13 protein-coding genes and 1 other RNA gene are annotated in these 18,604 nt (G+C 57.7%); 9 read left to right on the top strand and 5 right to left on the bottom strand.

From position 1 onward, the window contains the following. Positions 1-677 (bottom strand): ribonucleotide-diphosphate reductase subunit beta (locus ABIT76_13200; protein ID MEO7934104.1); only part of this gene is annotated, 677 nt, incomplete at its 3' end. Positions 678-1,134: 457 nt separating this feature from the next. Between ABIT76_13200 and ABIT76_13195 the strand changes: the two genes are divergently transcribed. From ABIT76_13195 to ABIT76_13165, 7 genes are all read left to right on the top strand, one after another. Beyond that, positions 1,135-2,013 (top strand): ATP-binding protein, encoded by an 879-nt coding sequence (locus tag ABIT76_13195; protein ID MEO7934103.1) that lies wholly within the window; start codon positions 1,135-1,137, stop codon positions 2,011-2,013. Then, positions 2,013-2,684: a response regulator transcription factor gene (locus tag ABIT76_13190; GenBank protein MEO7934102.1), complete on the top strand. Its 672-nt coding sequence runs from the start codon at positions 2,013-2,015 to the stop codon at positions 2,682-2,684. Before ABIT76_13195 ends, ABIT76_13190 begins: the two co-directional genes overlap by 1 nt. 93 nt (positions 2,685-2,777) lie before the next feature. After that, the gene (locus ABIT76_13185) at positions 2,778-5,354 is read left to right on the top strand and encodes a PAS domain S-box protein (GenBank protein MEO7934101.1); all 2,577 of its coding nucleotides are present in this window, start codon (positions 2,778-2,780) and stop codon (positions 5,352-5,354) included. 392 nt (positions 5,355-5,746) lie between these two features. Then, the gene (locus tag ABIT76_13180; protein MEO7934100.1) at positions 5,747-6,484 is read left to right on the top strand and encodes a hypothetical protein; all 738 of its coding nucleotides are present in this window, start codon (positions 5,747-5,749) and stop codon (positions 6,482-6,484) included. A 225-nt stretch (positions 6,485-6,709) separates the two neighbouring features. Next, a complete protein-coding gene (locus ABIT76_13175) occupies positions 6,710-7,852 on the top strand; it encodes a HAMP domain-containing sensor histidine kinase (protein ID MEO7934099.1) in 1,143 nt (380 codons plus the stop codon). A gap of 217 nt (positions 7,853-8,069) precedes the next feature. After that, positions 8,070-11,534 carry an ATP-binding cassette domain-containing protein gene (locus ABIT76_13170; protein MEO7934098.1) on the top strand — a complete coding sequence of 1,155 codons (3,465 nt, stop codon included), beginning with the start codon at positions 8,070-8,072 and terminating at the stop codon, positions 11,532-11,534. A gap of 41 nt (positions 11,535-11,575) precedes the next feature. Then, entirely contained in the window at positions 11,576-12,910 is a 1,335-nt protein-coding gene (locus ABIT76_13165; GenBank protein MEO7934097.1) for an outer membrane protein transport protein, read from the top strand. Here the strand turns inward: ABIT76_13165 and ABIT76_13160 are convergent, their stop codons facing one another. The 3 genes from ABIT76_13160 to ABIT76_13150 form a co-directional block, all read right to left on the bottom strand. Further along, positions 12,911-13,417 carry an FHA domain-containing protein gene (locus ABIT76_13160; GenBank protein MEO7934096.1) on the bottom strand — a complete coding sequence of 169 codons (507 nt, stop codon included), beginning with the start codon at positions 13,415-13,417 and terminating at the stop codon, positions 12,911-12,913. Positions 13,418-13,429: 12 nt separating this feature from the next. Then, positions 13,430-14,566, bottom strand: coding sequence for a glutamine-hydrolyzing carbamoyl-phosphate synthase small subunit (carA, locus tag ABIT76_13155; protein MEO7934095.1), 1,137 nt, complete (start codon positions 14,564-14,566; stop codon positions 13,430-13,432). Positions 14,567-14,695: 129 nt separating this feature from the next. Continuing rightward, complete coding sequence (locus ABIT76_13150) at positions 14,696-15,394, bottom strand: hypothetical protein (protein ID MEO7934094.1); 699 nt, start codon at positions 15,392-15,394, stop codon at positions 14,696-14,698. 557 nt (positions 15,395-15,951) lie between these two features. On the opposite strand from ABIT76_13150, the gene ABIT76_13145 reads away from it, so the two are divergent. Together ABIT76_13145 and ABIT76_13140 are read left to right on the top strand one after the other, a co-directional pair. Beyond that, positions 15,952-16,131, top strand: a complete 180-nt coding sequence (locus ABIT76_13145) for a DUF3606 domain-containing protein (protein ID MEO7934093.1) — start codon at positions 15,952-15,954, stop codon at positions 16,129-16,131. A 251-nt stretch (positions 16,132-16,382) separates the two neighbouring features. Continuing rightward, positions 16,383-18,062, top strand: a complete 1,680-nt coding sequence (locus ABIT76_13140; GenBank protein MEO7934092.1) for an AAA family ATPase — start codon at positions 16,383-16,385, stop codon at positions 18,060-18,062. A 269-nt stretch (positions 18,063-18,331) separates the two neighbouring features. Here the strand turns inward: ABIT76_13140 and ssrS are convergent. Continuing rightward, a non-coding RNA gene (gene ssrS, locus ABIT76_13135) (6S RNA) lies at positions 18,332-18,511 on the bottom strand. Between the last annotated feature and the right edge of the window lie 93 nt (positions 18,512-18,604).

Here is an 18,604-nt window from a genome sequence, read left to right as displayed (position 1 = left end):
AACAGCGCGTAGAACTGGGTGCCTTCCATGATCTGCGTGATCCCGAAGATAGCCTTGGCGAACTTCTGCTTGTTCACCGTTTGCGTAAGGTCGATGCCCATTTTCAACTCGGGCATCTGCCGGGTGATGTAGGCGTTCTTGCGCTGCACGCTCGGGATGTCGCTGAACTTGGCCGTGACTTCGTCGAGGTCGATGTTCAGCGAGCCGATGATGTGGAGGAGCGAGTCCATGTGGATCGACTCCTCGGCGATATGCCGCAGGGACGCGTGCTTCAGTTCCGCCGCGGTGAGGTTGTCCTCGATGACGTGCAGCACGGAATCGCCGACGATGCCTTCCGCCGCGGAGAAATAGCCGACGCCCATTTCAATGATCCAGCGCTCCTTGGCCGACAGGACGCCGGTGTTCCACTGGGCGCAGTCCTTGGACATGTCGATCACGTCCGGTTCCCAATGGTTGGCCTTCATCTGTTTATAGATGCGGTAGGCCTCGTGGTATTTGAGCGGGAGAATGTTCAGTTCGGCGCTGCGGAGGCCGTTGATGACTTTTTTCCCGGCGAGCCGGGCGCGGGCCTTGGTTTTGTCGAGACGGAACGTTTTCGTGCCGAGGCGGTGAATAACGTAATCGCCTTCCTCAGTGGCATTGAAGTCGAGGTCGTTTTCTGGAGCAGGTTGAAGCATGGATTTTTCGATGATAGGTGGCGGGATGGCGGAGACAGGGCTTGATTCCAAAAGTGTGAATAACCTTCAGCCGAAATGGACCAGGACCGCTCAGGATCGTGGAACATTTCGCAAACTGCTGAAAAGACGCATTTTAGAAGTTTGGGCGCTCAGCCGCAGGGGCCAAATGCTTCTCTTTTTTTATGCTTAAACTGATCGCTCAGGGCAGTCAGTTGTTCACAGGCTATGCACAACATGTTGTGCCTCTTGGAAAAGAACCGCACCAGATATGGAGGTTTTAGCGAAAGTTGTCAACGATCACGAGCACTTTTCTGAAAATAATTTTGGGGCCATAAACAAGGATAAGATGACTCATTTGGCCCTTTTTCCCTGGTCGGGTTTTACCGCATATACAAGCCCTGCTTACTGGACGACACTCGGCGAGGATATTGTCGTACGGGCGAGGACTCCATTCCGCATGAAAACCACACCCGCCACTACTCCTGTCCAGCTTCGGCTCGCTCTCATCGAAGCCAAAGTCGAACTCAAAAAAGAAGTCGCTCGTCGTCTCGTCGTTGAGAAAAACCTTCTCAAAAGCGAGCTTCACCACGGCCTTCTCCTCAAGGAATCGCACCTCATGCAGGAGCAACTGCGCCACTTGACCCACCAAGTCCTTTTTGCCCAGGAACAGGAGCGCAAGGAAATCAGCCGCGAACTGCACGACGACATCGCGCAGACCCTTACCGCCATCAACGTCCACCTCGCCACCTTCACAAAGGAAGTCACCATCAACACCCAGGGGCTCAAGGCCAAGATCGCCCTCACCCAGAAGCTCGTCGAGAAATCCGTCAACATCGTCCATCGTTTCGCCCGCGACCTCCGCCCCACCCTGCTCGATGACCTCGGCCTCATTCCAGCGCTCCATTCCTACCTGAAGGATTTCACCAAACGCACCAAGGTCCTCGTCGCCTTTACCGCCTTCGCCGGTGTCGAGAAACTCAGCAACGCCCGGCGCACCGTCCTTTACCGCGTCGCCCAGTCCGCCCTCACGAACATCGCCCAGCACGCCCGCGCCACCCACGTAAAGGTCAGCATTCAGAAATCGGGCAACACCATTCGCATGACCATCCATGACAACGGACGTTCCTTCGCCGTCGAGCGCGTCCTCTTTGCCAAGCGCCAGAAACGCCTCGGACTCCTCGGCATGCGCGAGCGCGTCGAAATGGTCGGCGGCAGCTTCCTCGTCGAGTCCGCCCCCGGCAAAGGCACCACCATCAGCGCACAACTCCCCTTCGTCGATGCCAAGGGCCGCACCCCCAGCGTCGCCGCCACTCCCACCGCAGAGATCCAGCTCTGATGAAAAAATCCCTCACCATTCTGTTGGCAGAGGATCACATGATGGTTCGCGAGGGCTTCCGCACACTCCTCGAACTGGAACCCGACTTCAGCATCGTCGGTGAGGCCCGCGACGGACGGACCGCAGTGGCCCTTGCCCGCCAGCTCCAGCCCGACATCCTCCTCCTCGACCTCGCCATGCCGCGCATGAACGGCCTCGAAGCCGCCCGCCAGATTCGCCTCGCCCAGCCGGCCTGCAAGATCCTCATCCTCTCCGCCCACTCCGACGACGCCTACGTCGAGCAAGCCCTCGCCTGCGGCGTCTCCGGCTTCCTCTTAAAACAATCCTCCGCCTCGCTCCTTACTCACGCCATCCGCGAGGTCGCCTTGGGCCGCACTTACTTCACGCCCTCCATCGCGAAACGCTTCCGCAGCCACCAGACTTCCCTTCCCGGCAAGCTCAAGAAAAAACTAACCACCCTCACTTCCCGCGAACGCGAAGTCCTCCAACTCATCGCCGAGGGCAAAACCAACAAGGCCACCGCCCTCGAACTCCGCATCGGCATCAAGACCGTCGAGAAACATCGCGAGCACCTCATGGCCAAGCTCGACATCCACGACACCGCCGGCCTCACCCGCTACGCCATCAGCTCCGGCATCATCGAGAACAGCGTGCAGATTACCATTATCTAGAAGCGTCTCTAGGTAGGGTTATACCCCACATACAGGAGCGGTTTTTATAACGCACTTTATCACCGCGACCTCGCGTCGTGTTGTCCAAGTGCCATGAAACCTGTATTCCTTCCCCCTACTTCCACCTCCGGCGAAACCCCCGATTCCCTCGAAATGCGCTTTTCCGAGCTGCGTTATCGCCGCCTCTTTGAAGCCGCCCGCGACGGCATCCTCATACTCGATCCCGATAGCCGGAAAATCATCGACTCCAATCCGTATATGACCGAGCTCCTCGGCTACACGCGGGCGGAATTGCTGGGCAAGGAACTCTGGCAGATCGGCCTGCTCCAGGATGAGACTGCCAGCCAAGCCACCTTTCGCGAGTTGCAGCGAGACCACTACGTTCGTTACGCGAATCTCCCGTTGAGAGCCAAGGGCGGCGAACGTCGCGAGGTCGAATTCGTGAGCAACATCTATCAGGAAGGCGATCACCAGGCCGTCCAATGCAACATACGCGACATCACCGAGCGCAAAAAAATCGACCAGCGCCTCACCATGCTCGACAGTTGTGTAGCGAACTTAAATGACCTCGTCATGATCACCGAGGCCGGTCCCATCCACGAACCCGGCCCCCTCATCGTCTTTGTCAACCGGGCGATGGAGCGACTTACCGGCTACACGGCCGACGAGTCACTCGGTCGCAGCCCCCGTTTTCTGCATGGCAAAAACACCGACGGTCGTGTTCTCAAAGAGATTTACCAAGCCTTCATCCAGCAGAAGCACATTCATCGCCAGATCCTCACTCACCGAAAGGATGGCAGCGAATACTGGATGGATGTGAATATGGCCCCCATCTTCGACAAAGCCGGCAAATGCACCCACTTCGCTGCCATCGCACGCGACATCACCGAAGAGAAAAAGAACGCCGAATTGCTGCTTTGGCGCACCACCTTCTTCGAGGCGCAGGTCCATTCCTCTCCCGATGGCATTCTCGTTACCGACAACCAGCAACAGAAAATCATCCAAAACCAACGCCTCACAGAACTGTGGGGGATCCCACCGGAACTGGTTTCCGAGGTGGACGACAGTCGCCAACTCGCCTGGGCCACCAGCCAGATGCGGCACCCCGAACATTTCGGCAGAATCTGGACCTTCCGCAACATCACCGACCGCAAACGCGACGAAGAGAAGATCGCCGAGCAGGTCGCCTTCATGGACAAGGCTCGCGACGCCATTATCGCCCGCGACTTGCAGGGGCGCATCCTCTTCTGGAACAAAGGTGCCGAGCACATCTACGGCTGGACCGCTGCGGAAATGATCGGACGCGACAAACCCAGCGGGCACTACGCCGACCCCACCCGGCTGCACCTTATTTGGCAGACCGTCCTCGAACAGGGCGCATGGTCCGGCGAAGTCAAACAACTCACCAAGGAGGGCAAGCCCATTACCGTCGATTCGCGCTGGACCCTTATTCGCGACAACGAGCGGCAGCCCAAGGCCGTCCTCACCATTAACATCGACATCACCGAAAAGAAGAAAGCCGAGGCCCAGTATCTCCGCGCCCAGCGCATGGAGAGCATCGGGACCCTCGCCGGAGGCATCGCCCACGACCTCAATAACATCCTTGCCCCCATCATGATGTCGATCGAGGTTCTCAAGGATCTGGTCACCGATCCCACCGCCCGGCGCATCCTCGACACCATCGAAGCCAGCTCCCTGCGCGGAGCCAGTATCGTCCGCCAGGTCCTCTCCTTTGCCCGGGGCGTCGAGGGAGAGCGCATCCCCATCCAGATCAAGGCCGTTCTCGGGGACCTCGAAGCCATCGTCCGCGACACCTTCCCGAAGGATATCCGCCTCCAGACGAGTATCCCCCAGGGCATCTGGCCCATCTCCGGCGATTCCACCCAGCTTTACCAGGTCTTCCTCAACCTTTGCGTCAACGCCCGCGACGCCATGCCAGACGGCGGCCATCTCACCATCACCGTCGAGAATTGCGAACTCGACGAACACTACGCCCGCATGTCGCCGCCCGCCCAAGCAGGACGGTATGTGAAAATCACCATCATCGACACGGGCTCCGGTATTCCACCCGACGTCATTGATAAAATCTTCGAGCCATTCTTCACCACCAAAGACTTTAGCAAAGGCACCGGCCTCGGCCTTTCCACCGTCCTCGGCATCGTTAAAAGCCACCTCGGCATCCTCAACGTCCACAGCACCCCCGGTCGCGGCACCACCTTCATCATCCACCTCCCCGCCATTACCACAGGGGACGCCGCCACCCAGTCAGCAGCCGCTATGGTCGCAATACCACGGGGAAATGGCGAGATCATCCTTCTCATCGACGACGAACCCTCCATTATCACCGTCACCACGCAGACCTTGCAGACCTATGGCTACCGCGTCATCAGTGCCACCAACGGAGCCGAAGCCATCGCAGCCTACGCCCAGCATCGGGGCGACATCGCCCTCGTCCTCACCGACATGATGATGCCCATCATGGACGGGGCCGCCACCATCTACGCCCTGCAAAAAATCAACCCCTCCGTCCTCATCATCGCCGCCAGCGGCCAGGGCTCAAACATCGGCACCTTCAGGGCGGGCCAGGCTGGCATCGAACATTTCCTCGCCAAACCCTACTCTGCCGAGACCATGCTTCGGCAAATTCACCAACTCCTCCATCCTCTCTAAATAAACGGTGGCACTGCGTCGGCGATAGGGAGCCCTCTCGTTTGGGAGGCGGATAAGGCAAAAACGTCACTCGGGGGCTTCCCACGGAGCATCGGGCACGTCATTTTGGAAGGAGGGGGTATTCCTACGGCGTAGGAGACGTGTCGATGCACGGCGAGCTGGGAGCGAAGCACGCCGAAGGGAAGTCGATGCACGGCGGGCGGCCAGCGATGCCCTTGGAACTGGCAGCGAGGCAGGTAGGCAGCGCGTCGATGCACCAGGAGATCAAAGCGATGGTCGCAGAGAATAGGGCTCTTTTTACCGAATTATTCTTGTTTTTGGTTTGCAAAAACTACCCCTGTTTAATACATGGAACCGTATTCACGTCAGTAAAACTTATTGAACACCCACTTATGAGCACCGAAATATCCACCAGTCAGGACTTTATTAAAGATCGCGTCGAGAAAACCCGCGCCGCCCAAGCCACGCTCGCCAACGAGGCGAGTTGGACCTGGCCCCTCAAATCCCTCGCCGATTGGGATGCCGACCTGCTCGCACTCGATGCCACCAAAAGCGATACACTGGCGGGCATCGTCAAGGGCCTGGATGCCGCCATGCTCTCGGCGCGCGGTCTGCTTGATGCGCGTTTCGACGCCCTCCATAAATTCACTCTGCTCACGGTGGGCGTGATGCGTGTGCGCGCCGCCACGATGCCCGGCTTGATCGAAATCGTGAACGACCTTTCCTCCCGTGGCGACAGCCGCCGCACGGTCGAGGACGAAGCCGACGATTTGCTGGCCGCTTGGGAAGAATGGGAGGAACAAACCGCTGCCCCCTTTCTTCCCGCCCCAGGCAAGGGATTGCCCGAATTCAAGCTCCTGCTCGACGGTGCCGCCGGTGCGGGCCAGACCACGACCCCGATGCTGGCGACCTTGAAGAAAACCTATAAAGCCGCGCTCACCAAATGGCGGCGCAGCGCGGGAGTGCTCAATGTGCTCTTTGCCCGTCTCGAAGACGAATGCATCGCCTGGTATGCCGAGGCGACTAAAGTCTTCCCCGAAGGCACGCCGGAGGGAGACATGATTCGTTCTCAGGTGCCGACGGATTACACCCCCACCCCTCCGACACCGCCGGTGCAGCCCACTCCTTAAATAGGAAAAGCCCCGTCCGTTAAAAAAGCCCGCTGGAATGACTTTCCAGCGGGCTTTTTAGGTTTCTGGGGGGAATTAGTGGTTTTCCAAGGCCTCAACTTTAAGTGAATGCAACACTCCCGCCCATGGGGTGTAACCCGACTTAGGGTTTACCCTATGCAGCAGGCGGCGGAGTAGGGTTTCACCCCATAGATCGGTGGGTAAGGGCGCTCTACAAACTTGGGTGTGTTGTATCAATTCCTAACCACTCATCGCTCCGAGATTATCGCACGCTGCGAAGCCAAGGCCGTGCTTCGAGGCAGGCCATCCATGCCCGTGGGCGAGACGAACCACGGCGTCCCGCCTTTTCTCGATCAACTCATTGAGACGCTCAAAATCGAGCAGTCGGAGGAACCGATGGAGAGTTACACGGTTTCCGGATCAGCCGGGGGTGCAATGCCCGATCAGTCGGAGATGGGTGCGACATCCACCTTGCACGGACGCGATCTTTCCAGGCGTGGCTATACCGTGGAACAGGTGGTGCGCGATTATGGCGATCTCTGCCAGGCGATCACGGATCTGGCGGTGGAAATGAAAAAGTCCATTCAAGTGAATGAGTTTCGCACCCTGAACCGCTGCCTCGACAACGGCATCTCGGTGGCGGTGACGGAATTTAATTATCAGCAAGCCTCACATGCCGCCGATCAACAGGAGAAAAACGTCAATGTGCGGATGGGGATGTTTGGGCACGAGTTACGCAATTATTTGAACACCGCGACGCTCGCATTGACCATGATCAAGCTGGGCGATGTCGGCATCAGTGGAGCGACCGGAGGAATTCTGGATCGCAGTCTGGTGGGAATGCGCAATCTGATCGATCGCTCGCTGGCCGAGGTGAAGATCGCTGCGGGCATTCCACTCCAGCATGAGAGATTCTCGCTGGCGGAATTGATCGCGGAAGTGCGGCTGTCGGCCATTTTGGAAGCCCAGGCGAAAGAATGTGCGCTGGTGGTGGGAAGTGTCGATAGAGACCTGGCCCTCGAGGCGGACCGCGACCTGATTCTGGCCGCCGTGGGAAATCTGCTGCAAAACGCCTTCAAATTCACCGAGCGAAGGACCGAGGTCACGCTAAACGCCTACGCCGTGGAGAGGCGCATTCTTATCGAAGTGGAGGACAGCGGCCCCGGCCTGCCTCCGGGCGAGGCGGAAAAGATGTTTCTCCCCTTCCACCAAGGCGGCGAAAACAAGAGCGGCATGGGGCTCGGGCTCACGATCTGTCGGCGCAGTGTGGAAGCGAGCCACGGCTCGATCAGCGCGCGCAATAAACCGGGCGGTGGATGTATTTTCACGATCGACCTGCCGCGCCACGCCCTCGCCGGGGCGAGCTGAAACTCACGCTCTCGGGGTTCCTCTCTTTCCAAGGGACTCGACGCGTGATAAGGACTGCGGAGTGAGTTCCCTGGCGATTTTTGGCAAGAGAATGGTCGATCGGCTGACGGCCATTACACCTGCCTGGCATCGTGCCGTGAATCGCTCCCGCGCCACTGCGAGGAAGGCAATGAGGAAGCGGAGCGCGGTCTCGGAAAGCGCGAATTTGCTTCCACTGATGATCAAAGTGCTGGCGGCATTTACGAAAATCGACGGCGAGTTGCAGGAGGACGAGGTCGATTCGTCGCTAGGGTTTCTGCGCTACGATTATCCAGAAGCGGTCTATTCGGAGCTGCGACGTTTGTTTCGCCAGGCTCTGAACGAGCAGCAGGATCTAACTGCGATGGCGCAGAAACTGGCCTCCGATCTGAGCGACGACCGCAAGATTCTCCTCGGCGTGCAGCTTTACGATCTCATTTTCAAGGCCGGACTGAAGCAGGATCAGGTCATCGCTTATTACTCATTCATGTCGTCGCTCGGCATGGCGACCCAGGCCATCGACATCGTTTATCAACTCAACGCCTCGGACACAGCCGACACGTCGGTGTATCAAAAAGGCACCTCACCGCTGGAGTCGCTGACCTTCGGCACTAGTGAAAAGGAGGACGTCGCCTTGCAAGGTCTCGACGAGGGGGAACGTCTCACCGCCTATCGCTATCACGATTTGATTTTGCTGAAAAATCTCGCGCGAAAGCCCGTCGTCGTTCGTGGACGCCCGCTGACTCCGGGTCAATTCTGCCGCATTTATCCGGGCCAGCGCGTGATCGTCGATGAGCAGGTCGTGGCGCACCAGGATCTCGTCGCCTATTTCAACGCCAAGAAAAACGTCAGTATTCCGGTGGTTTACGTCACGGTCCACTCCGACGACGAAGTGGAAGTCGAACGCACGAAAAACCGCGACTCGCAGCTCCAGGTTCGCTTCGGACTCCGCGTGGAAGTCACCGCGATTCGCAAAGTCGAGGCCACCCTGCACGACGAACCACTTGTCATTGGCAAAAGCGTGACCGCCAATCTGGGCGACAAACTGGTTTTCCCCACCGGCAACGAACTCGAGCTCTCCGACCTCCGCCGCCGCGCCCGGGCCATGGGCGGACGTTTCCATCTCCAGGCCACGAAGTCGGAATACCTCGTCTCGAACAACCCCAGTTTGCTCGACGAGGACGACATTTTGCTCTCACCCGGAACGAGCGGTGAGATTTTGCTGAAAATTTTCTGCGACTACGAAGAGCGCGTCGGCCAGGTTCTCGTCTTGCAGGCGGATCGTCCGATTTTGGTCGGCGATGTTCCGGTCAAACACAGCGCGAATTTGAAGGACGGCGACACCATTCGCATCGACACGGGGCAGATCCTGCGCTGCGACTTTTCCGAGCGCATCATCGAGGAGGAACGCAACATCATCCGGCAGTTGGACGTGCTGGATCTGAACCATCGTTTTCGCGCCGACGAGACCGCTGTGGACGGCATTTCCTTCACCGTGCAACGCGGCGAAATGGTCTGCGTGATGGGCGCGAGCGGCAGCGGAAAAAGCACGCTCATGAACGTCCTCGCAGGCCGGTTGCAGCCGAATGGCGGCACGGTTTTACTCAATGGCGAATCGCTCTACGATCATGTGGAGGAGCTGAAAAGCTACGTCGCCTACATTCCACAGGATGACGCGTTCGACGAGCATCTCACCATCGCGGAGAACCTCGGTTTTGCCGCCGCCATTCGGGCTCCACACTTATCTGCCAAGGATCGCTGGCGGCGCATCGACGCGAAAATGATTGAACTCGGACTCGCCGAGCGCCGCGATTCGCTGGTCGGCAGTTCCAGCAAAAAATTCCTCTCCGGCGGCGAGCGCAAACGCCTCAACATCGGCCTCGACATGATCGGCTCGGCCGACATTTACCTCTTCGACGAGCCGACTTCCGGTCTCTCCTCGAAGGACTCCGAGCACGTCATCGAGATCATTCGCGGCATGGCGCACAACAAGATTGTCCTCGTCACGATCCATCAGCCGACATCGAAAATTTTCCAGATGTTCAGCAAGGCGCTCCTCCTCGACAAAGGCGGCCGCCTCGTCTTCTACGGCACGCCGCAGGAGATGCTCCAATACTTCGCCAAAGCCGAGCAACAGCAGCAATACGGCAACGAACTCGGCGGCTGCCCGACCTGCGGCACCACGCGACCCGAGTTCATCTTCGACGTGCTGGAAACGCCCTTGCGCGACCTCGGCGGCGACATCATTTACGAGGAAAACAGCCGCAGCCAACTCGTGCCGGCGCGACGTTACTCGCCCGACTATTGGCGCGATAAATACGAGTCGCATCGCCTTTTCCAGGACATGCGGCAGATCTCGTTGAAACGCGAGCTGCCCCAAGCCAAGCCGAGCACGCTGAAGGATCGCGAACGCTGGTTCCGCTGGCGCGACGAGTGGACGCAGTTTCGCACGTTGCTCGCCCGCGCTTTCAAAAGCAAACTGCGCAACAAAGCCAACCTCGTCATCACGACAGTAGTCGCGCCGCTGCTGGCGCTGCTAGTCGGGTTCGTCCTCAAATTCAGCGAGGCGGCGCACTACGATTTCGCCTCGGCGTATCACATTCCGACTTACTTGTTTGTGGCCTTGATCGTCGCGATGTTCCTCGGGCTGACCAATAGCGCCGACGACATTATCCGGGACCGGACGGTTCTCCAGCGCGAGCGAAATCTGAATGTCCGCCTCGGTTATTACGTCGCGGCCAAGGCCCTCACGCTCACCCTTTTCGGCGCGCTGCAATGCGTCCTCTTTCTCCTCATCGGCAACGCCATTCTGGAAATCCGCGGCATGTTCTGGTGGCACTTCATCTGGATGGTCACCACCTCGATCTGGGGCATCGCGATGGGACTCGTCGTCTCGTCTCTGGTGAACGACGCCAAGACTGCCGCGAACATCGTTCCGATGGTGCTCATTCCCCAGATGATCCTCGGCGGCGCGCTCATCAAATACGAGGAGATGAACCGCAATCTCGACTTCGTTTATTCCATCAACCGCTGGTTCTCCGAGCACGATCCCGCCAGTTCGGCGCAGGACCAGAGCAAGCTCAAAGTCCCGTTCATCTGCCAGTTCATGCCGTTGCGCTGGTCCTACGAAGCGATCGTCGTCGCGCAGGCGAAGCTCAATCCCTTCACTATGCGGCAAGAGGAATTCACCGCCGCCATCGAGCCGATTCGATCCAAACTCAAAGCCAGCCGCACTCCGCTGGAACTCACCCGCCTAAACCAACTCAAGGACGGCCTCTCTCGCCTGAGCGGCATCGCCGGACATTCCCCCGAGGCAATCGACGCGCAACTCGCCGAGATGGATCGCATTCTTGCCGGGCAGGAAGTGAAAATCATCCCCGTCGAGCGGCGGTCAAAAAATCTCACGGTCGATCAGGTTTACGTGAATCAAAAGATCCTTGATCTGGTCAGCAAGGCCGAGACGGAACAGGCCGATTACCGGCGTTCTGGCGAGAACGGCGACCATCTTCTCATCAACGTTTTCTTCGGCACGAAACAGGTCCACTTCCGCCACGAATTCGGCGTTTTCTTCTTCGACGCCCTCGTTCTCCACAGTTCCGCGATCGCGCTCCTCGGGATTCTTTATCTCTCGCTGCGACGCCAGTTGCGCATTCGACGTTCGTAAAATCACGTCGCCGCTGGCACGAAACTTGGTCTTGGAATGGGATGCAACTCCGGTCGTCCTTTTCCCAATTTCTGACTTTCAGCCTGCTCACTGCCGCCAGTGCCTGGAGCGCCGGCTTGGTGCGCGATGGATTTACCGCTCGCACCCAGTCCATGGGCGGCGCGAGTGTGGCCGTCGCCGGTTCTCCGCTGGAGGCCATGATGACCAATCCCGCCGCCCTCACGGAAACCAAACGCGGGAGCGCCGAAGTCTCGGTCGATGGCATTTTTCTCCATGCGACTCTCACTCGCACGGGCGAGAAAGATTCCACTCTGCGCAACCGGATCAACTTCCTCGGCGACGTCGCTATCGCGCTGCCGAGCGGTCATCCAGCCATTCGCTGGGGTCTTTCCGCCGCGCCGTCGTATGCGGCCTCGACCGACTGGCGTTATCGCGACCGCGAGGGCGGCGTGGACGAACGGACGAGTTACGGTGTAATCAGCCACCGTTCCGAATTTCTCGCCTACAATTTTCAAGCCGGAGTCGCCGCCGACGTTTCCTCCTGGTTCAGCGCCGGGGTTTCCGCCGGTTTCATCTACAATCACAACGCCCTGAACACAGCCTACATTTTCCAGAGCCAGCCCACGCTCCAGGGCTTCAAGACCCGGCTCGATCTCGACACCGAGGGCTACGCCGCCGTGGGTCAGATCGGATTCACACTCCGCCCCCTGCCCTCGCTGCGGATCTCCGCCGCTTACACGACACCCAGTGAATTTCGGACCAAAGGCGACGCACGGGCGAATCTCTCAGCGCAGTTGCAGTCGCTCGGCGGTGGATTTGCCGCAGTCGAGCCAGAGTTAAATGCCGACGCGAAAGTGGTGACCAAGCTCCCGCAAAAGATCGAGGCCGGCATCGCCTGGCAGGCCACGGACAAGCTGTTGCTGACGACTGAATTTGACTGGATCAACTGGTCGAACGCCTTCGACGAATTGCCGGTGACGCTTTCCCACAGCTCGAACACCGTCGTCAACGGACTCGTCGGTTCCGATCAATTCACCGATGTCGTTCCGCTCGGCTGGCGCGATCAGAAAATCATTCGAGTCGGAGCCGAATACAAAATCGCCAACGCCTGGCGTGCGCGCGCCGGTTACGCTTACTCGACCCAGGTCGTTCCCAGTGAAACCCTCACGCCGCTGGCTGCGGCAATCGACGACTCCATCGTCAGCGCGGGCATTGGTTATCAGCAACCGGCCTGGCACCTCGATTTCTCCTGGCAATGGCATCTGCCGAAGACGCAATCCGTTTCCCAGTCCCAGCTCAAAGCCGGCGAATATTCCAACAGTGAAATCCAACTCGAATCTCACTGGCTCGGCCTCACCTACGGCCTGAATTTCTGATTACATCCCCGGAGGCTGAATCGTGTAGGCCAGATAAATGGCCCCGCACGCGATCAGCATCACCAACACAGCGAGCGCGAGAATCGCCTTGCCGCTGCCGTCTTTCTTCCCGCTGCGACGGCCAAACGGCGAGGAATTGGTAAAATCCGCCGGGCGTTTGGTCTGGTCGCCGACTTTCACATCGATCTCCTCCGCCTCTGGCAGCGGCAGGCTTTCCCCTGCAAAACCGGACGAGAAAGTCGCCTCCACCTGGCCAAAACGAATCCGCATTCCATCTGTCAGCGTGGCTTTGTTCTGACGCTGGCCATTGATTCGGGTGCCATTCGTCGAATCCAGATCCTCCAGTTCAAAGTGCCCGTCGCGAGTGGTGATTTGCGCGTGGTGACTCGACACCGAGGCGTCGTCGATGTGAATGGTGTTGTCGGAGACGCGCCCGATCGTGATCACTTCCTCAGTGAGCTCGTGGGTTTGTTCGCCGTCGGGGAGGGAAATCTGGAGGGTGGCCATAGCGTTAACCTATCATTTCGATTTTTGCGTATCAATGAGTTTGGAGAATTCGTCGAAAAAATACGTGGCATCGTGCGGACCGGGCGCAGCCTCGGGGTGATATTGCACGCTGAAGATCGGCAATTCCTTGTGGCGCAAGCCCTCGACCGTGCCGTCGTTCAGGTTGATATGCGTCACCTCCACCTCGGGCGGCAGCGAATCGGCGTCCACTGCGAAGCCGTGATTTTGCGCCGTGATGGCGACTTTGCCGGTTTTCAAATCCTGCACCGGCTGATTGCCGCCGCGATGGCCAAACTTCAGCTTAAACGTCTTCCCGCCAAACGCGTGGCCGAGCATCTGATGCCCCAGACAAATGCCGAAGATTGGCTTTTTGCCCATCAACTCGCGCACTTCTTGGAAAACATAATCCAGCGCCGCCGGATCGCCGGGGCCGTTCGAGAGAAAAATGCCATCCGGATTCAAGGCCAGCACGTCCGCCGCCTTCGTCGTCGCGGGCACCACCTGCACGGCGAATCCTTTCTGGCGCAACCGGCGCAAAATATTCCGCTTCATCCCGAGATCGTAGGCCACGATGTGATGCTTCACTGGCGGCAGCGCGAGATATTTATCGCCGTCCCACTCGGGACTTTGAGTGTCATCCGGGTCCCAGGCAAACGGCTCCGCCGCCGTCACTTCCTTCACGAAATCCATGCCGACCACGCCATTCCCTTTCTGCGCCGCGGCGATCGCCTCGGCTCCCGTGGCGAGTTCGGTCGTTATGCAGGCCTTCATCGCCCCGGCCACCCGCAACCGCTTGGTCAGCGCCCGCGTGTCGATGCCTTGAATGCCGCAGATTTTCCACCGGGCGAGATAATCCCCGAGCGATTCCTGCGAACGATGATTGCTCGCCAGCTCGGCCAGTTCCTCGATCACAAACCCGCGCACATGCGGCTCGCTGCTCTCGTCGTCCTCGGACGTGATGCCATAATTTCCAATCAGCGGATACGTCATGGCCACGATCTGGCCGCGATACGACGGGTCGGTCAGCACCTCCTGGTAGCCCGTCATGGAGGTATTAAAACAAATCTCCCCAACCGCCGTCCCGGTGCCGCCGAAGTTTTCGCCTTCGAAAACCCGTCCATCTTCCAATGCCAAAATCGCTCGTTTCATCGCGGTGAAGATGCGCCAAGGAAATGAATCAGGAAATCAGAAAATCACGAAAAAACCATTCGAGTTTCATCGCACTCTTTTCTGCGACGTCTGAATAGGCCCACCGTGCCATGGAAGAAAAGGAGGCGACTAAGGCGCAGGCGGGGGAGCGGGCGTTTCCCCAGAGTTGTCCGCATGACCGCCACCCAGATCGACGATGATGCGCGCACTCGTGTAGGCATTGAAAAACTCCGGGTTCTTGCGCTTAAACTTCCGCATCGCCTTGTCGAGTTGCTTGGTGAGCAGCGTCATCCCGCTCGTCGTATCGAGCAGGATGTTCCCCGTCACCCCCGCGCCCACCACAATCGCCTGCCGGGGAGCCGTCGCCAGAGGCGTGTAAGCCGTAATCGCCGCATCCAGTTCCGCCAAATCCGCCGCGGTCGTGCCGAGCAATGCGATGTCTGCCGCACGGGCCAGACACAGATCGTAAAGCCCACGGCAATACGGCCCCACCAGCGTGTCCTCCATCCGCAGCAGCGTCGTCAGTTCCACATCGGCTTTCGCCGCCAGCACATCATCCTTTTCCGTCACCGCCAGCGTATGCAGATCGCCCGCCGCAGACACGGTCAATTCCGCCATCTCGACCTGCTTGCGGCTTTTGCCCCCAGCGATACCCGTCTGCGGAGTTCCTTGCACGCCGCTGGCATCCTGGATCGACTTCGCGAGATCGCCGAGTTGCGTCACGAGGGCGGCAAACGCCGTCAGCGACATCCATTCGGCATTGTATTTCTGCATGATCCCGAGCACGGCGAGGAACATGCTCAGCTTGTTTTTCTGCGAATTAGTCATATACCCCGCAAGCCTTAGCAGAGGACGAGCCAATCCAGCCAAAATAGTTCAAAACTCTGCTTTTCTCGCAAGATTCACTGCCAGACCACCCGAAAACCCGATTTGCAGACGCCTATGTCTGCCTTCACGACGCCTATGTTTGCCTGCAAGCCCGCCATGCACCACTGCGAGGACGCAAAGATCGACAGCCGATTGCGTATGTTTGCTTTCACTGCGCGAATGTCACCACTGCAAAGCCGTATGTTTTACCTCACATCCGCCATGTTTGAGTGAAAGAGGCCTATGTTTGAGTTGCAGGACGCTATGTTTGACTTCAAGACCGCTATGTTTGGGTGCAAGGGCGCTATGTTTGACTTCAAGATGGGTATGCTTGGGTCGAAGGACGTTATGTTTGGGTGAGAGAGGGGTATGTTTCAGCGTTAAAAAGGCCAGACGTATGATTTGTGGGTTTGGCGCGGGTTGTTCAACCCAAGCAAAGCCTTGAAACCACATAGTAATGTGGTTTGTTGACGCGTTACCCCCAATCAGTTGTGGGTGCTTAGAAAGGAACAAAGTTTATGAGTGATGACTTAAATAAACGTCGGCCTCAAGATGCTAGTAAGATAAGTCTTACGGAATCTTGGGAAGTTCGCTATTGGACCGGCCATTTTGGCTGCACCGAAGCGAAACTGAGGGAAGCAGTTCATGCGGTAGGCAATGGAGCGCACCACGTGGCAGCTTATTTGGCTGGTAAATAGCCTGAATGAAAAAAATATCGTCGGGAGATGTGTGTATTTCCCGACGATATTTTTTAATCGCTTCTGATATTTGTTCATTTCAACGGTACTCAAACGGCCTCGTCTACTACCTGTGGTGATCATTAGTCTTCGCACATGACCGACCCCCTTACCCACAAACTAGCAGCCTTTGTCGCATGGACTCAGGCCCACATCACAGTGGAAGAAAAAAGGCAGGCACAAATCTTCCTCGATCGCCTTTCCCAAGCATTATGAAGCCCTCTCTCACGATCGAAACACTAACCTTCAGCGACGGGACAACGGTCACCATGGAGACGGGCGACTTGCTGCTCATCGTTGGGCCAAATAACACCGGCAAGAGTCGTGCGCTCCGGGATGTTTTAAGCCGGATGAAGAATGAACCGCCAACGCAGGTCATCCGCGCTGTGAAGAGTCGACGTCAAGGAACCCATCAAGATGTTTTAAAACACATCGAGGCGCTAGGCTGTGTCCGTGGAGGAGCGCAGAGAATGGTGAGTTTCCGCGACGTCAACTTCCAGATAGAGTTCCTCTCTCATTTCTGGCAACTGCCTGAAGGGCCTGGCCAAGCAACGGGTATCTTCGCGACGCTGATCAACACTGAGGAGCGTCTTAAGACTTGCGAACCAGCGCCGAACATTCCATTTACTGAGCAGTCGCTAAGTCACCCGATTCAGTTTCTTGCCCGCGATGACAGCCTTGAAAGCCGGATTTCAACCTATTTCAAAGCCGCCTTCGATAAAGACCTTGTCGTTCATCGTAATGCCGGAACCAAAATACCACTTTATTGCGGCGTGCGACCCATTCCACCTGCTGGAAAGGACCGTGTTTCGGTCGAATATGTTCGAGCGGTTGAAAAGCTGGAGCCGGTTCACCAGCAGGGCGACGGAATTCGTAGCTACATCGGCGTGCTATTGCAGGTCACTGTTGGCGAATGGTCGGTGATCCTGCTCGACGAACCGGAGGCATTTCTCCACCCACCGCAGGCACGCCTCCTCGGAACGGTGCTCGCTAATGATAAGGCGGCCGGAGCACAGACAATCATTGCTACTCATAGCGGCGACTTCCTGAAAGGCGTGCTCGATGCTGGGAACGCCCGAACACGCGTGCTTCGCCTCACTCGCGACGGGAACGTCAATCGCGTGAACGAATTGCAGGCCACGGAAATTCAAGAGTTATGGAAAGACCCGCTCCTGCGCTACTCCAACGTCTTGGATGGTCTGTTCCACGAAGCGGTAGTCCTTTGCGAGAGTGACTCCGATTGTCTTCTCTATGGAGCGGTGCTCGACGAGCTTTGCCAATACGACGCGACGCTGCGCCGACCAGATCTACTCTTTCTGCACTGCGGCGGGAAAAGTCGTATGCCGGTTGTGATTCGCGCTTTGAAGCGTGTCGGTGTTCCAATTTCGACGGTGGCGGATTTTGATGTCCTCAGCGCTGAAGAGCCTCTTCGATCCATCGTCGAGGCACACGGCGGGGACTGGACACAAATCGAAACGCTCTGGAAGCCGGTGCATCACGTCATCAGCCACAAAAAGCCGGAGCTTTCGACTCAAGAAACCCGTGACGCAATTACTGGCATCCTTAACGACATAACGGAGCCGATTTTTCCCAAGAAGGCAGGAAAGGAAATAGACAGGCTGCTGCGGCGAGCGACACCATGGCAACAGGTGAAGAGCGTGGGGCTTTCCTTTCTAAAGGGACAAGACTATCGGACGGGGGAGCAGCTCCTCGCTGCTCTTGCCGCCCTTCGCATCCATGTGGTACCCGTTGGCGAACTGGAATGTTTTTTCCCAGCAGCAGACGGGCATGGGCCCGCATTCGTCGCAGATGTTTTCACGCGTGAGATGATTTCGTCAGAGGCCGCGGACCAAGCAAAGCGGTTTGTAAAATCAGTCGTCTTCCAAGCGTGATAGCGTGATGCGACGTATCCGGGCGGATGCGTTGCCGAAGCTCCAGGGCGGACTGCGCACCCTCTAACGTACGCTCGAACTCCTTAGTGCCAACCTGCTCAAGGACGCCCACGCTGCACTCGATGCCGCCGTTTACCGCCCGGCTGCCTTCTAATTATTTCGCTTTGACCGTCTCATCACGGACGACTGTATTCGCCCCATCGTACACGTTTAATTTTCGTCGCTGAACAGCAAGCCACTGGCCAACCCCTACTCTCCGCAACGTCTGAATATGCCCCGCAATGCCGTTCAGGCACCTTTCCCGTTCCCCCAAGTAAGGGTGGTGGCTTGTGGTTCGGTGGCTGACTTCCAATTAAGGCCTGTCATTGACCGTCCAAACCGGCCTCCAAGGAATAATTAATTATCGGTCCGGGAGTTGATACCTTTGATCCCGCACACCGCAGGGCAAATTCAAACGTCGCAAAGAACTAAAACCACGAATGGGATTGTCTCATTTCCCAATGCGGCAAGACTAGCGGTTTCGTCTCCACATTGTCAATCGG

The sequence above is a fragment of the Chthoniobacterales bacterium genome (assembly GCA_039930045.1).
Classification (GTDB): Bacteria; Verrucomicrobiota; Verrucomicrobiia; order Chthoniobacterales; family DASVRZ01; genus DASVRZ01.
The sequence above is the reverse complement of the archived record's forward strand: the minus strand, read 5'-3'. Positions and strand labels throughout refer to the sequence as shown.